This window comes from Neobacillus sp. DHD-1R (genome assembly GCF_057747995.1).
The window spans coordinates 3,010,267-3,025,607 of sequence record NZ_CM173232.1; the positions used below are offsets into that span (position 1 = coordinate 3,010,267).

Here is a 15,341-nt window from a genome sequence, read left to right on the forward strand (position 1 = left end):
TATCTTTCTCTAACTTAATTATAAATAATGTATAAAAAAACATACCAAGTGGTATGTTTTTTTATGGCTTACATAAGAAGTTCTTCTAAAAAGGACTCCCATTTAGGAAGTCCACTGCATGCCATAACCCTTCGGTTAAAGGATGACTTTACTTAATTCTAATCTCTTGTTTTGGAGCGATGATTATCGTCTTCAACGATACCTTCCCCCGCCTTGTTGGCCAGTGCTCCACCAGAAACAGCACCTGCACTCGCAACTGAACCAAATGGATCAAGAGGAGAAGCCATGGTATCCCCAGCAAAAGCGCCTACACCAGTTCCTACTTCCTTGCCAGTAAAGTTATTGTCTTTATTGATATCAGCCATCTATTTCACTCCCTCGTTTTTTATAGGGAAGTGCTATTATTTTAGCAGCACTGTCCCGTAACATATTTTGTCCAATTGGGACAAATTTACGAGGAGGGATTAATAAGCATTTGCAAATCCATATTTCTTAAATTTAACTGGCCAATTCAATAGGCTTTACTCCATTATCTGGCCCTTTAATGAAATTTGATTTTTGGTTAAAACAACAATGAATCCTTTTTGGGGGATGTCTAGGAGACATAACAAAAGGAATCAAAATAAAACTGTTAAATTACGACCATAATGAGCCAAACATTGACTAGTAAAGACACTATATTTTGAACTTTACTCCGAGTTAAGGACACCAAAATCCCTTACTTGGAGTTTTTTGGGGGTCTGGCTGAATCAATCAAATTTGAATAACAAGTATATCATTTGACTCTTTAATGTTATTATTCTTTTTTGAATAAGTATTTTTGTGCTTCGTTGTTTAAAAATAATAATGCATCATTAAATGTATCTAAGACTTCTTTTCCTTCAATATATTTAATATAGTTAATTCTTTGGCTCTCAAAAACTCCCTTTAAAAGTTCTCCTGCATAAATCCAACGAACAACTGATGCCCTAAAATCCAAATTTGCAAAATCAATGTTATTGAATGAAAATCCAGCGTTTTTATAATGAATAGTGAAAAAATCCATATTATGTTTCATTGAATTGTAGGCATGAGCTAGCCCGAGTAAAAGATGAGTTTGAGGAACAATTGTTATTATTATTCAAGGAATTAGTAGAAATAAGAAGAAGGAATACCGAGGAGAATTTACCAGATGATTATGTAGCAATTGATATTAAAACGGCTTCATTGGTAGGCATTATCATGTGGTGGGTCACAAAGGGGCTGCATTTTAGTTCTGATTATATTGCAAATCAAATTTATTTAATGTACAGATTGAAATGAACTGAATCATCAAGTTGAGAAATTTTCGTAGCTCCGATAATAGGTGCTGTTACTGGTCTTTCTGCAGCAACCATGCGAGTGCGACATGAATACGAGGAACACCATGTTCCTCTGCGAGTAACGCAACTCGATCTACGACTAATCGATCTAAATCCACAGATGGTTCATATTTAGATTTTAGAACCTTGTCTGTTTCTGACTGACCTTGGAACCGCCATGCGGACATAGCAGAAGCACCTATGTACTTGCCTTTCCAGCTTTCACAACATCATGCAAGGCTTCCTCTCTCAGATAAGCACAAAATACATTAATAAATTGTCATATTGAAGCAAATGCTGGAAATAATAGAGTTAACAGTTTTTTTAAATTAAATCTAAAAGCTATTCTAAGCGAGGTGGTTTCATGGAAGGTCCACATTGGGAAAGCTGGAAAAATATCAAGATTGTAAGTGTCTTGCAGTATGCATTAAACACAGGATTAGTTCTGCTAGCCATAGCCTTATGTATTTTACTAGGAAAGGAAATTTTTATCATTATCAGCAATTCCATTTTGACTCCAGGAATTCAGATTCATTATGAATTTGTTGAAAGAATATTAATGTTCTTTTTATATTTTGAGTTTATTGCCATGATTGTAAAGTATTTTCAAGAAGAATATCATTTCCCGATCCGTTATTTCCTTTATATTGGGATTACGGCGATGATTCGGTTAATTATCGTCAAACACGAAAACGCCTTATATACCCTGCTTTTCAGTTTAGCCGTTTTAATGTTGATTATTAGTTTCTATATTGTAAATGCAACCACTGTACAAACTGTAAAAGATGGAAATAATTAAGCAAGGAACTTCATTGACAAGCAAGCCATGATCAAGGAGAATATCAATTTAACCACTATTCTTCCTCATTCCCATATGAAGATGAATGCCTAGTTGAAAAACTGGGCTTTTTTTTTCACCCCTCTTCCCTCCTTTGCTCATCTTCGTTAATATTATTTACCCAATGAATATGATACTATTGAATACAAGAATTGCTGAAAACAAAAGGCTAATAGAATGACTACGAAGAAGAATACGAGGTGACTTGACATGAGCTTAACAAAGCGCAGACGCGAATTTTTAGATCAGATTTACCGTCAGTACCATTCAACCAAGCTCCCCGTTCATTATTCTGAAGTGGCTGATGCGATTGGGGTCAGTAAGTGGACAGCATACGATGTCTTAAAAACTCTGGAAAACCAGGGTCTTTTAAAAAGAAGCTATTGTACAAACGAAAATGAAACAGGACGATCCATGGTGGTCTTCTCCCCTACAGAAATCGCAGATTCCCTATTTCAAAAAGAAAGAAGACAGATATCAACTGCTGAAGAATGGGAAACTATACTTGCCCATGCTAAAGAACTAATGGATAATCAGAAAAATATTCCGATGAAGGATGGAATTAATCATATTTTAAACTTAATAAACAAGGTTGATACTAAGCTGGAATTTTGTACCTACTTCCTTTGTGTCCTCATTTTATACTTAAACAGCCTTGGAAAAACTGTAAAGGACCTTACGGTTAACTTGTTGAACGCTTCACAAGAATCAAAAGTGCAGCTTACCGTTTTTGTCGGAGCCGTTGTAGGGATGATCATTCAGTCTGTCAGTGATGAATTAAGTCCGGAAATGGTTAAATTGGTCCAACAATTTTTTGATAACGTTGATGAACTTAATTCAGGAGAATTGCAGTTATTAATTGCCTTTGTCAAACAAAGTTAAGTTTATTCTAATCAAAAATCACATCTTTCCTTTGCCTTATTCAATTTAACCGTCAGTCGTTACTACTGAGATTCTTAAAAAAATAGTCCACTCATGGAGAAGTGGACTATTTTTTCGTATAACTTTGTTTAATTCACTTGAATCTCTTGAACATTATTTTCTTTTTTAAAAGAAAATTTAAATCTAAACAGACATACACCGAAACAGAAAAAAGCTCCAATTAATACGTACATCCAGATATGATTGATAAATGCTGTTCCCCAGATACCTAAAAAGGAAAGAAAAGCTGGAATGGTTAAAGTTATCCATGACTGAACGAATGAAACCAAGCCTAAGTAAACATCAATTTTCATTTTTAATGCGTTAGATAAAAAGAATAAAAACCATAAAAATGACCACATTCCCCAAGTTAAAGCACTGACAATATCATGCAAGTAAATAATAGATGTAAAGGTATAAATAACCGCAATAATTGCAACCCATAAGCTAAACCAGCCGAGGCCATTGCCTTCAAGGTCCTTCAATAAGATGACCCCTAAATATAAATAAGTTAGACCAAATAGAAAAATAGATGCATTATTATAAAGGTCCCAATTGTTTTGATTAGAAACCACTAGGAGATAAAATGGGATGATAATTTGAATAATTCCTATGAAAACATTAAAGACTCCAACACTTTTTGCATTTGCTTTACCAAATAGCATTATACTATTTAGAAATAATACTGCTCCAGATAGAAACAAGCCCACAAAACTCACAACATTTCCCTCCTACAAAATAAGAAAAAGCAGATTCTCGCCTCCGTTAAGAAGAGAACTTGCTTTTCTTAATTATTTATAAAACCATACTCACAATTATGGATGTTAAAACACTAACTAATGTAGCACCATATAACAGTTTTAAACCAAAGCGTGCTACTGTGTTACCTTTTTTCTCATTTAAGCTTTTTACTGCACCTGCAATAATCCCAATTGAGGAAAAGTTTGCAAATGAGACTAAGAATACAGATATAATACCTACTGTACGTGAGCTTAAGGTATCATGTATCTTTGTTAAATCAATCATGGCTACAAACTCATTTGTTACTAGTTTTGTGGCCATTATTCCTCCAGCACGAACTGTTTCTGATAAGGGAATCCCCATAATCATGGCAACAGGAGCAAAGATATATCCTAAAATTTCCTGGAATGAAATCCCGAAAATTAAATCAAAGACGTTGTTGATCCCTGCAATTAAAGAAACAAATCCTATCAACATGGCACCGACAATAATGGCTACTTTGAATCCATCAATAATATATTCCCCAATCATTTCAAAGAAGCTTTGTTTTTCTTCATCTTGAATAAGGAGAATGTCTTCACTTTCTGATACAGTATATGGATTAATTATAGATGAAATAATAAATCCGCCAAATAGGTTAATCACTAGTGCTGTAACAACATATCTTGGTTCAATCATTGTCATATAAGCACCGACAATTGACATTGAAACAGTCGACATCGCTGAAGCACATAATGTATATAAACGATGGGCAGGAAGTTGTCCGAGTTGTTTTTTAACCGTAATAAATACTTCTGATTGGCCAACCATGGCAGAAGCAACTGCATTGTATGATTCTAATTTCCCCATACCATTTACTTTACTTAACAATAATCCGATTGCTTTCATAATTAGCGGGAGTATTTTAAAATGCTGCAAGATTCCAATTAATACTGAAATAAAAACAATTGGAAGTAAAACGGTTAGGAAGAATGGCATTTCACCTTTATTGGCAAGTCCGCCAAACACAAATGATATTCCGCTGGCTGCGTATTCTAATAATTTGCTAAAAACCGCAGCAAACCCTTTCACTAATACTAAACCAAATTTTGTATTTAATAATACCCCTGCTAAAACTACTTGAATGATGATCATTAAGATGATCGGTTTGATTTTAATATTTTTCCGATTATTACTTGCAGCGTAAGCAAGTCCAAAAACAACTAGTAATCCAATGATGGCAATGATGTATTTCATGCTTTCCTCCAAATGGTGTAATAGATTCTCAGAAGTAAAAAACAACCTTCTACTATTTTGATTAGAAGAAGTTGAAGTTATGCAGTTATTTCTTAATTACAGTCCCTCCAATTTCTAGGTTGCCAACATCACAAATCTTCTAAGTGAACGTTTTCATTACTACTTATAAATTTCCCTCAATTAATATAACACAGCTTATGAATATTTGTTAAGTCATGTTTGAGCAAAATTTCAAATAAATATTTTCCATTTACCTATGGGCACTTTTTTACTGCTCTTTTTTATATAAATTTAGGACAATTAATAAAATACTGAAATTTTGTAAAATATATGTTGAATTATTGTAAAGATTATAAATATTAATTTAACATATTCCTACTGATAGAAACATTTAAATAAAACATAAAAGAATAAAAAATTTCATAATTTTAATTATATTCAAAATATTCACTTGACTTTTTTTAAATTTTCACGTTATATAAGTTGTATATATTTTTGGTTTGTGTATCATTTCCCCCTCTTTTTTGGTCTTTTGTGTATCCTTAATTAATTTACTTCTGTAAAAGCTACATCCAATTCTTCAAATAAAGTGAGGTAATGTCATGTATAGAGTTTATTGCAGATCGTTTCAAGCAGTAATGAAAACAGCCTCCTACTTCCTTCCCTGGAGAGAACCAACCTTACTAGAGGGTGAAAATAGCTTAAAAGAATTAGCTAAACTTATTAAAAAGCAAGGAATTGAAAGCGTTTTAATTGTAACAGATCAAGGAATTGTATCTATTGGATTAATGGATGAATTTCTTGAGGACTTGTATTCTGAAAAAATCCATTTTGTTGTGTATGATAAAACCGTTCCCAATCCCACTATTAATAATATAGAGGAAGCATTAGCTATGTACATCGCTAACCATTGTCAGGGAATTGTTGCTTTTGGGGGTGGGTCCCCAATGGATTGTGCAAAGGGTGTGGGGGCACGTGTGGCAAAACCGAATAAGAGCCTTCCCCAGATGAAAGGGGTTTTAAAGGTGATAAAAAAGCTTCCCCCTCTCTTTGCAATTCCTACTACAGCTGGGACTGGAAGTGAAGCTACTCTTGCTGCGGTGGTCTCAAATAGCATCACACATGAGAAATATGCCATAATGGATACATCACTTATTCCTCATTTTGCCGTCCTGGATCCCTTACTTACGGTTAACCTCCCTTCTCACATCACTGCAGCAACTGGAATTGACGCTTTAACACATGCAGTGGAAGCCTATATTGGCCGAAGCAACACGAAGGACACGACGAGGTATAGTATTGAAGCAGTAAAACTAATTTTTGAAAATTTGGAAGAAGCCTATTCTAACGGAACTAATATATCGGCACGTTCAAATATGCAAAAAGCTGCCTACCTGGCTGGAATGGCCTTCACCCGTGCCTATGTTGGCTATGTCCATGCGATTGCCCATACTCTGGGGGGATTTTATTCCATACCGCACGGGCTGGCAAACGCGGTCATCCTGCCTTATGTTCTGGAGTATTATGGAGATTCCGTCCATAAGCCTTTAGCAGAGCTGGCAGAGTTAGTGGGTATTGGTGAACCTGCAGATTCGACTGAACAAAAAGCAGTAAAATTTATTGAAGTAATAAAAAGGCTCAATGAACGGGTGGAAATTCCCAAAAAAATCAGCGGGATCGTTGATAGCGATATCCCAGTCATGGTTGAACGGGCTTTGAAGGAAGCAAATCCACTCTATCCAGTGCCGAAGATTCTAAATAAAGAGGATTTGTTCCAACTATATGGACTAATAAAAGAGTAGGACGCTCTATACATGATGCAGATAAAAAGGTGGCTCAACCAATGGAAGATTATCGTTTCCTCATTACGAAGCAAAAAACATTTTTTAGATCGGAAACAACAAAAGATATAGATTACCGTATCACGGCACTCCAAAAATTACGAACATCCATTAAAAATAACGAAAAAGTCCTGATGAAAGCCTTAAAAGCAGATTTAAATAAATCAGAATTTGATGCGTATAGCTCTGAAATTGGTTTTGTCCTTGAGGAATTACGCTTTACAATTAAACATTTACGCTCATGGGTAAGGCCAAAACGGGTTAAAACGCCGGTAACCCATATCGGTTCAAGGAGCTTCATTTATTCAGAACCATATGGGGTTGCTTTGATTATCGCGCCATGGAATTATCCGTTTCAATTGGCAGTGGCTCCCTTAATTGGAGCAATCGCAGCAGGAAACTGTGCCGTGATTAAGCCTTCCGAATTAACGCCTCAAACATCGGAATTACTGGGGCAGCTTATTAGTGAAATATTCCCCGAGGAGTACATTGCTGTTGTTCAGGGAGGGGTTGAAACAAGCCAGGCACTGCTTAATGAAAGATTCGATTATATCTTTTTTACAGGAAGCGTACCTGTTGGAAAAGTTATTATGGAAGCAGCTGCTAAGAATTTAACCCCGGTTACACTGGAATTGGGAGGAAAAAGCCCTTGTATCGTTCATGAAGATGCCAATATCAAACTTGCAGCTAAACGGATTGCATGGGGGAAATTCACCAATGCCGGACAAACCTGTATTGCCCCAGATTACTTGTATATTCATAAAAACATAAAAGACCAGTTTCTCCAGCAATTTAAGGAAACAACGATTGAATTATATGGACAACAGGTCTTAAACAATCCGAATTTCACCCGGATAGTAAGTGACAGGCATTTTGATCGATTAACCTCCTTTTTAGAAAATGGGATCCAATTTATGGGTGGTAACGTGAGTAAAGAAAAACTATTGATTGAACCGACAGTGCTAACTAATATCACTTGGGAAGATGAGATTATGCAGGACGAAATTTTTGGACCCATCCTGCCCGTGCTTGAATACGACCATGTACCTGAGTTGATTGAAGGAATTCATCGTCACCCAAAACCACTTGCCCTTTATATCTTTACGGAAAATACCACCATTCAACAGGAGGTTTTAAACAGCGTTTCCTTTGGCGGCGGCTGTGTGAACGACACCGTCTATCACTTTGCCTCCCCGTATCTTCCCTTTGGCGGTGTTGGAAATAGTGGAATCGGCGCCTATCATGGTAAAGGGAATTTTGATACTTTTTCCCATCGTAAAAGCGTTCTGAAACAAACAACCTTATTTGATATCCCGTTCCGCTACCCAAACGTCAAGAATGGGCTGAAAAAAATTAAGCTTTTTATGAAGTAATAGTTTTTGGCAGAAATCTAATTCCCCAAAATAAAAAAGCGAACAGTTATAATGAACTAGCACTGTCCGCTTTTCTTATTATAATTCAAACTCCCATTCCTCCCTTAGAATTAAATATAAGATAAGGAGTTTATTTTCTAGCTCGCTTTCGTTATTCTCTTCCACATCAAGCCCGATGTTGGGCAGAAGAAGCTCGGCGATCTGCTTCGTCAAGTGATTTCGTTCTGCCAATGGTAATTGATGAAAACGACTGGCATAGGTACTGACTAATTTCCATTCCTTACTACCCAATGATTTTAATGTCCAGTCGTCCATACTGATATCTTCCTTACGGAGACCTCGATTGTTTATCTCTCTTTCAATCGGTGATAGCTTCTTTTTTCGTTTCGCTTTTCGTTCATGAACCACAATCGTTCCTGCAACCAAATCGCCAAGCCGTTTATGTTTTGAGTGGAAAAAGATCATAAGGATTCCTAGTAAATAAGCCGTTGGTAATGAATCAATCAGACGAACAAGATTCCGGATAAAGCTTGAAAGTAATGTGATGCTGTGGCCATTTTCTTGAATGACTCTAATCCCGACAAGCTTTTTACCAATCGTTCTTCCACCCGAAAAATATTCAAACACAAAAAAGTATCCCCAATTAATCACAAACAGGCCTATGATCGTAACCGCGATAGGGAGTGAACTATCAAAAAGAAAAAACGGATTGGAGTCCATCCCATCCATAATAAAGAAAAGGACTGCTACGATTAAAATATTAAAAATCCAAAGCAGTAACTGATCGATGATAAACCCAGCCGCTCTACTGCCTAATCCCGCAACCTGAAACTGTATCGAAACATATTCAGGTGTTTTAATATCCAATTGATCATCAAACATCGTTTTCCCCCATCAACCTGTTGAATTTTTCTAATGTTGTTTCTATTTTTCTACTATTTTTCTATAATAAGGATAAAGAGATTAGCATTACATATTCCCCTTAAAGAAGGTGTTCAATTGAATGTAAAGCAATTTGTTAAAAAACATCGCGAAGATTGGAACCATCTCGAACAATTGGTGACAACTCTCAGTAAGCGAAAAAAGATGATTACAGGTGAAACCATTACACAGTATCAACGGCTTTATCTAAAAGCTGCCCAGAATCTTTCTTATAGTCAGACCTACTTTCCAAATGAGGAAGTAACCCCATACTTAAATGGGCTTGTTTCTAAGTCACATAATCTGTTGTATAAAGATCAAGTGTCAAGTTTCAAGCAAATTCGTTTTTTCTTTAGCACCAAATTTATTGGTCTTTTACTAGAACAGTGGAAGTTTGTTCTGGTGGCTATGTTCTTATTCATCATTGGTGCTTTAGGCAGCTTTCTAGCCGTTTTGAATGACCCGCTTCATCTTTACTCTATCCTTCCAGCGGAAATTGCTCAAGGTGTTGACCCGGATCGATTAGGAAAAGGAACAGGCGCGGTGGACTCGTCCCTCATGTCTGCTAGTATCATGACAAACAATATTAAGGTTGGCATCTTTGCCTTCGCTGGCGGAATTACCTTAGGACTCGTGACCGTTTATCTAATGGTCTATAATGGAATGATTATTGGTGCATTGGCTGCCCTTTTTTGGCATTATGAGAAATCCTATGATTTTTGGGCCTATATCGTTCCACATGGAATGATTGAGCTTACAGCTATTTTTATCGCTGGCGGTGCCGGTTTATTAATGGGCTATAAGCTCTTGGTTCCAGGCCAATACAGCAGAGGCTATCAATTAAAACAACAAGCAAAGCGGTCCGTCCAGCTCCTGCTTGGTACCATTCCTTTATTTGTGATCGCTGGGATTATCGAAGGCTTTATCACGCCTGCTGCTATCTCATTAGAAACAAAATACATTGTAGCATTTTTAACAGTGATTGGGCTTATCCTTTATGTCATGATTGGGAGACTTAAACTGGCTAAGCTCGCTCCTATAAGAGATTTTGATTCATAATCTCAATATAATGGGATACCGCAGCTACAGCTAATTTTTCCTCTCGGGCCTCTATCATTTGGAGGCCTTGTTTTTCCCATTTATTTTTTTCCCGCTTCTTGAACAGGATTTGCTGCTGTGCAATACTCTTCACCATCGCAGCGTTCACCGTCCTAGGTTCCTCTTTTACTCTTTTTAAAAGGGCTTCGTCCTCAATCCCAATCATGAAAAACAAATGGCGCTGGCGGAGCCGTTTTAAGTAAACCAATGCACTTTCCTCATGAAGGAAAGTTCTTACATCACTGAACAAAAGAAGAAGACTTCGTTTCTTTTGAATCGATTCTAAATATTGGAAAACGGCCCCATAATTAGATTCGGCTGCATCTACTTTCAAATCATAAATGGCATGGAGAATCGTCTGTAAGTGCGCCATCCCCTTTGCTGGGGGGACAAACACTTTGATATCCTTGGAAAAGGCGAGGACAGACACAAAGTCTCCTTTTTGGAGCGCTGCTGCTGCAACGGTTAGGGAAGCTTCCAGTGCCTTTTCTAATCGGTTTCCTTTTTTCAATTCAGCTCCCATCATTCTTCCACAATCAATTAATATTGTAATATATTTTCCATGCTCCGGTTCATAATCATTGGTCATTACTTCCTGCAGCTTCGCAGTTTGCCGCCAGTTAATTTTACGAGGATCATCCCCAACTACATAACTGCGTATTTTGGAAAAATCACCGACACCACTTCGCTGTCTGCGAATTTTTAAACCCTCATACTTTAAAAATTGCTGAGCATTTTCTAAATACTGCTTCGTATCGGTTAAATCTGGAATGACCTTCACTGAATCATATAGGTCCACAGTGGTTTGCTTTTCCCATAATCCCAGTGGACTCTTATAGCGGAAATAGAGCTTACTAATTTCGTATTTCCCTCTCACTGTAGCCGTTGTATGACAGATCATTTCCATAGTTGCATCCTTTGGTAACTCTCCCACAGCAGGGAACGGTGTTAGGAAGGACTGTGGCAGCCCGTCTATGACTCGGTAGGAACAAGCATGCTGGGAGGTATTTTTTACTTCTAACTTAACCGGATAGGAAATCCCTCTTTCTAATTCAGCAGATAAGGTTCGCTGAAAGGATAATTCCTGTTTTTTCGGTGAAAAAAGCAAATCAAAAAAACTAGCGAAAAACACCACTCCATTTACGCCGATGATGTACCTCCATGATATGCCCCAATACGTACCAATCCATAAGGCTAACGAGAGGATAAGAAATAACAGCAAAAGTCGTGGCGTTGGTAATATCCCTCTATCTTGGAACAGGAACCGAGCCCACAAGCCCTTCAATGATCTGGTCAACGTTTGCTCCCTCCAATTCTATATGTGGGGCTAATTGAACACGGTGTCTTAAGGCTGGTTTAGCGACCATTTTTATATCGTCCGGCGTCACATAATCCCTGCCGGAAAGGTATGCCCAGGCTTGTGCCGCTTTTCCTATAGAAATCCCTGCTCTCGTACTGGCGCCAAAGCGAATCGATTCTGTAGCACGGGTTTTCCTGACAATTTGCAGCAGATAATCCAAGACACTCTCACTAACCGTCACATGTTCGATCTCTTTTCTAATCGTTAAAAAAGTGTCCATTTCTAAGATGGAAGTAAGCGGATTTTCTTCAAAGCTATTTTCAATGACCAGTTTTACTACATTTTTTTCTTCTTCAAAAGAAGGGAAATCAACATGGAGCTTGAATAAAAATCGATCCTGCTGCGCTTCTGGTAATGGATATGTACCTTCAAATTCAATTGGATTTTGGGTAGCAACAACAAAAAATACTTCTGGCAGTTGATACGTTTCTCCCTGAATCGTGACTTGCTTTTCTTCCATTGCCTCTAATAAGGCTGCCTGTGTTTTAGCAGGTGTCCGGTTAATTTCATCAGCTAATAGGATATTGGTAAAGATCGGTCCCTTTAGTGTTTGAAAGGTGCTCTCTTTCATGTTGTAAATTGTACTTCCTGTAATATCACTTGGCAGTAAATCCGGGGTGAATTGAATTCGATTAAAGCTGCCGCCAAGCAGGGTCGCAAGCGTTCGTACCATTTGCGTTTTACCAGTACCAGGTACCCCTTCTAACAACACATGTCCCCCCGCTAAAATGGCAGACAACAAGAGTCTTAAATTAAGGCTTTGCCCTATTATTCTCTCTTCATACTTTTCTAAAAATGTTGTTAATTCTGTTCTCATGCTTCAACCTCTTTTCGTAATTGCTCGAGTTTGTTCGACCACAATAGGTATTCCTGTTTAGTTACTTTCTCTTGGTCAAGGATGGCAGTTAATCCGTTTAAAAAAGGGCCTATTTCACGTGTGGGCTGGTGAATCCACTTCCTTTCTAAATAAGAAGTAATTTCCTTCCATTCCTTACCGTATGGAATCTGCCAGCGTTCCTGAAGTAATAATTTTAAATAATCCGCTTGTATTTGTAATGATTCATGATATTGTTTGCTTTTCAGGTACCAGGCCGCAATCGCTTGAATTCCCTCATCGCTAAATCGAACAGACTCTTCTCGCGGTATGATTAACGGACCAAAACGCTTTCCTTTATACCAGAGCCAGAGCATTATCATTAACATACCTTGGAAGACAAGCAGCAAAAACCATTTAGGGTAAACGGTTAAGATCGTGGACTGATTTTCTGCACCATGTAAAAATTCATCAAATAAATAGATATTTGTTTTCCCCTCATTCAGCAGTTGAAAAATAAGCGATAGATGATCTTTTTTTAATAGATTTTCATTAGTGAACCACTCAGGTGTAATAGCAACAATTAATTGACCCTTTCCAAAGATCCGTTTAAGGGCAATGGTCCCTTCTTGGTCACTGAGTAAAATTTCTCCAGTCTGCTTGGTTTGCAGGCGAGTCATCGAACTAATTTCAGCGCTAAAAGGGGAATGATTCTGATTGTAAACCTTTTTCCACTTTTCACTTGAGGATGGGGATTCCTCAACATAATCAATATTTACATTAAACATCCCTTTAGGATTGTTTTGTAATAATAGAATCGTATTCCCTGCTTCCATAAAATCAACATATCCCTGCATTCCCTCTTTATCCGGGGTAAACGAAGGTTCTACCATAATGAGCATTTGATGTTTGTCCGATTTTGGCAATAAGACAGGTGAATGATCCCAGCTTTTAACTTCTGATTCTTTTTGTAAATATGTATAGATTGCCTTCACACCAGTAGGGGAAGGAGAAGCGGAAACATATTCCGGATAATAGTTTGCCTTGGTTGAAAAGGAAAAGTAACTGATTGTTAAAAAAAGGAGAAGCAGGATAACAAACCATATCCATGACCTTAGTTTTGATTGAAGTTTCATTGAATACCTTCCTCCCCCCTTTCTGCTAGCATTTTTCGTACATCCGAACGAAATGATTCATATTCCTCCTGCTGCACTTGATGTTCGCCATATGTCACTTCATCGAAAAAGTGGGCAAGATGATAAAAACGGTCGGCATTGCTCTGATTCGTTTTTCTGAGCTCATCAAAGTAATCCCAATTGGTTTTCCATATTCTTGCCTCCAACCAGCCCTTTTCATGAAAGGAAAGAAGGAGGGCCAAAAAGAGATGCCGGGTGGATACGGCATAGTTTCCAAGTGATTCCTGTTTGTCCGCCTCATCTAGATGGCGCTGTGACGTCCAATTCCTTTCTTTTAGCGATTGAAGCGGTTTTTGCTTTCGAAGGATTTGATTCCGTTTTAAATTCCGAATGAGAAAGTATGCGGAGATAGCTAATAGAATAAGAATGATCACGATCATCGCAATTAAAATGACTTCCGAAGCAGTACTTGTCGATTCAATTTTAGGAAACCATTTTTCCAATTGTGTGCTTATCCATTCTTTTGCCCTTTCCCACCATGTTTGAATGAATCCTTTGGGGTGATCGGCATATACTTGATATTCTTGTGAATTTAAAATTTCTTTAAGGTCATCACGGGCCTTATTTGCATCGAACATAATCATCACCTAACGTAATAGGTTATTTATAAAAATGTGACCTAAATAGTCTTAAAATCCTCAATCATTTCTTTTAAATCATCAGCATCGTGTCTCGTTTTTAAATCAAGATACATGACGCCATAGCCAACCGCAAAAATCATCGTGGTAAACAAGCTGACAATATTAGAAATTAAGTTTAACAAAACACTATTCCCAAGTAACGCACTAAATGACAACTCAATTGCCACACTGATACTTGAAATAATCAAATAAAAAACAATGTAAAGACCAAACGACGCCCAAGTACGTTTTTTGGAGAGTCTCCAGCTTCTGGAAAAACCAGGAGATTGCTTATCTAGCACAACAGATCCAAAATAAAAGCTCCACCGAGTTAGTAAAAGTCCAACCCCCACGGCAAAACCTAAAAATAACAGAACCCCTAACAAAATTCCTAAAACAGGATGAACCGTGGCAGCAGTGAAGCCACCAACAACGGCAATAACTAAGATAGGAATTAAGATGATGCCAATACAAATCAAACCAAATAAAATACTGCTTCCAAGGATAGGCCAATAGCGGCCAAAGGCTTGTTTTATAACCAAACCAACCGTAAATTCCTCTTTTTTTCGTATGTGATTAAGGGCAATTAAGATTGCGGCTTCAGCGATCGGATATAACAGAACACTGGCTAAACCGAGGACGATCAAACCAATGTCAACACCCAATCCATTAGCATCAATCGAACCTGTTTCTTCAAAACTCGACATCATTTTTTCGAACCAATCGCCACCAGTTCCAACTTGTCTAAAAAAGCTTGTTCCTGAAGCCAGTTGTATAATCGCCTGCAGTAAAAAAACAGGGCCCATAAATATGATTAAGATCATGAAAAATTCCTTAAAGCGATTTTTACTCAAACTAAATGTATGATCGAGTATTTCGCCAAACCCTTTTGGCTTGTTAAACTTTGTGTCCATTAAGCTTCCCCCTAGAATGTAAAAAATGGTTATTATTACCGTTAATTTTAACATTATTCTGATATATTTGGATCGGAAATTTGCAAAATAAAACCTAAACTCTTTGTTCATGCTAAAAAAAGAGTTTA

General features: G+C 37.4%; 15 protein-coding genes and 2 pseudogenes. 6 read left to right on the top strand and 11 right to left on the bottom strand.

Translation table 11 applies throughout. The annotated features are described in order from the left end of the window. Nucleotides 1-158 precede the first annotated feature (158 nt). Together AC3ANL_RS14560 and AC3ANL_RS14565 are read right to left on the bottom strand one after the other, a co-directional pair. On the bottom strand, nt 159-365 hold the full coding sequence (locus AC3ANL_RS14560; protein WP_488325156.1) for a hypothetical protein: 207 nt from the start codon (nt 363-365) through the stop codon (nt 159-161). Between the two features lie 431 nt (nt 366-796). Then, nucleotides 797-1,045 carry a hypothetical protein gene (locus AC3ANL_RS14565; RefSeq protein ID WP_488325157.1) on the bottom strand — a complete coding sequence of 83 codons (249 nt, stop codon included), beginning with the start codon at nt 1,043-1,045 and terminating at the stop codon, nt 797-799. 44 nt (nt 1,046-1,089) lie between these two features. Here AC3ANL_RS14565 and AC3ANL_RS14570 point away from each other — a divergent pair. Beyond that, nucleotides 1,090-1,302, top strand: a pseudogene (locus AC3ANL_RS14570) (TetR/AcrR family transcriptional regulator); the annotation flags it as partial. Here AC3ANL_RS14570 and AC3ANL_RS14575 read toward each other — a convergent pair. Then, nucleotides 1,302-1,584: pseudogene (locus tag AC3ANL_RS14575) on the bottom strand (aldo/keto reductase); the annotation flags it as partial. The pseudogenes AC3ANL_RS14570 and AC3ANL_RS14575 overlap by 1 nt on opposite strands. A gap of 120 nt (nt 1,585-1,704) precedes the next feature. Here AC3ANL_RS14575 and psiE point away from each other — a divergent pair. Then, nucleotides 1,705-2,139 carry a phosphate-starvation-inducible protein PsiE gene (gene psiE / locus AC3ANL_RS14580; RefSeq protein ID WP_488325158.1) on the top strand — a complete coding sequence of 145 codons (435 nt, stop codon included), beginning with the start codon at nt 1,705-1,707 and terminating at the stop codon, nt 2,137-2,139. Between the two features lie 249 nt (nt 2,140-2,388). After that, on the top strand, nt 2,389-3,060 hold the full coding sequence (locus AC3ANL_RS14585; RefSeq protein WP_488325159.1) for a FaeA/PapI family transcriptional regulator: 672 nt from the start codon (nt 2,389-2,391) through the stop codon (nt 3,058-3,060). A gap of 128 nt (nt 3,061-3,188) precedes the next feature. Here AC3ANL_RS14585 and AC3ANL_RS14590 read toward each other — a convergent pair whose 3' ends face one another. Further along, the gene (locus AC3ANL_RS14590) at nt 3,189-3,818 is read right to left on the bottom strand and encodes an AmiS/UreI family transporter (RefSeq protein ID WP_488325160.1); all 630 of its coding nucleotides are present in this window, start codon (nt 3,816-3,818) and stop codon (nt 3,189-3,191) included. 76 nt (nt 3,819-3,894) lie between these two features. Further along, nucleotides 3,895-5,076, bottom strand: a complete 1,182-nt coding sequence (locus tag AC3ANL_RS14595) for a NupC/NupG family nucleoside CNT transporter (RefSeq protein WP_488325161.1) — start codon at nt 5,074-5,076, stop codon at nt 3,895-3,897. Between the two features lie 602 nt (nt 5,077-5,678). On the opposite strand from AC3ANL_RS14595, the gene AC3ANL_RS14600 reads away from it, so the two are divergent. Beyond that, nucleotides 5,679-6,878, top strand: a complete 1,200-nt coding sequence (locus AC3ANL_RS14600; protein WP_488325162.1) for an iron-containing alcohol dehydrogenase — start codon at nt 5,679-5,681, stop codon at nt 6,876-6,878. A gap of 41 nt (nt 6,879-6,919) precedes the next feature. Beyond that, nucleotides 6,920-8,290 (top strand): aldehyde dehydrogenase, encoded by a 1,371-nt coding sequence (locus AC3ANL_RS14605; RefSeq protein ID WP_488325163.1) that lies wholly within the window; start codon nt 6,920-6,922, stop codon nt 8,288-8,290. Between the two features lie 78 nt (nt 8,291-8,368). Here AC3ANL_RS14605 and AC3ANL_RS14610 read toward each other — a convergent pair whose 3' ends face one another. Next, nucleotides 8,369-9,172: an RDD family protein gene (locus AC3ANL_RS14610; RefSeq protein WP_488325164.1), complete on the bottom strand. Its 804-nt coding sequence runs from the start codon at nt 9,170-9,172 to the stop codon at nt 8,369-8,371. Between the two features lie 117 nt (nt 9,173-9,289). On the opposite strand from AC3ANL_RS14610, the gene AC3ANL_RS14615 reads away from it, so the two are divergent. Continuing rightward, on the top strand, nt 9,290-10,270 hold the full coding sequence (locus AC3ANL_RS14615; protein WP_488325165.1) for a stage II sporulation protein M: 981 nt from the start codon (nt 9,290-9,292) through the stop codon (nt 10,268-10,270). On the opposite strand, the gene AC3ANL_RS14620 is transcribed toward AC3ANL_RS14615, so the two are convergent. Genes AC3ANL_RS14620 through AC3ANL_RS14640 form a run of 5 tightly spaced genes read right to left on the bottom strand, consistent with a single transcriptional unit; the run spans nt 10,248 to nt 15,213 of the window. Further along, nucleotides 10,248-11,606: a DUF58 domain-containing protein gene (locus AC3ANL_RS14620; RefSeq protein ID WP_488325166.1), complete on the bottom strand. Its 1,359-nt coding sequence runs from the start codon at nt 11,604-11,606 to the stop codon at nt 10,248-10,250. The genes AC3ANL_RS14615 and AC3ANL_RS14620 overlap by 23 nt on opposite strands. Next, entirely contained in the window at nt 11,557-12,486 is a 930-nt protein-coding gene (locus AC3ANL_RS14625; protein WP_488325167.1) for an AAA family ATPase, read from the bottom strand. Before AC3ANL_RS14625 ends, AC3ANL_RS14620 begins: the two co-directional genes overlap by 50 nt. Then, a complete protein-coding gene (locus AC3ANL_RS14630) occupies nt 12,483-13,619 on the bottom strand; it encodes a DUF4350 domain-containing protein (protein WP_488325168.1) in 1,137 nt (378 codons plus the stop codon). The genes AC3ANL_RS14625 and AC3ANL_RS14630 overlap by 4 nt, the downstream gene beginning before the upstream one ends. Further along, the gene (locus tag AC3ANL_RS14635) at nt 13,616-14,257 is read right to left on the bottom strand and encodes a DUF4129 domain-containing protein (protein WP_488325169.1); all 642 of its coding nucleotides are present in this window, start codon (nt 14,255-14,257) and stop codon (nt 13,616-13,618) included. Before AC3ANL_RS14635 ends, AC3ANL_RS14630 begins: the two co-directional genes overlap by 4 nt. A gap of 41 nt (nt 14,258-14,298) precedes the next feature. Further along, entirely contained in the window at nt 14,299-15,213 is a 915-nt protein-coding gene (locus AC3ANL_RS14640) for a hypothetical protein (protein WP_488325170.1), read from the bottom strand. Between the last annotated feature and the right edge of the window lie 128 nt (nt 15,214-15,341).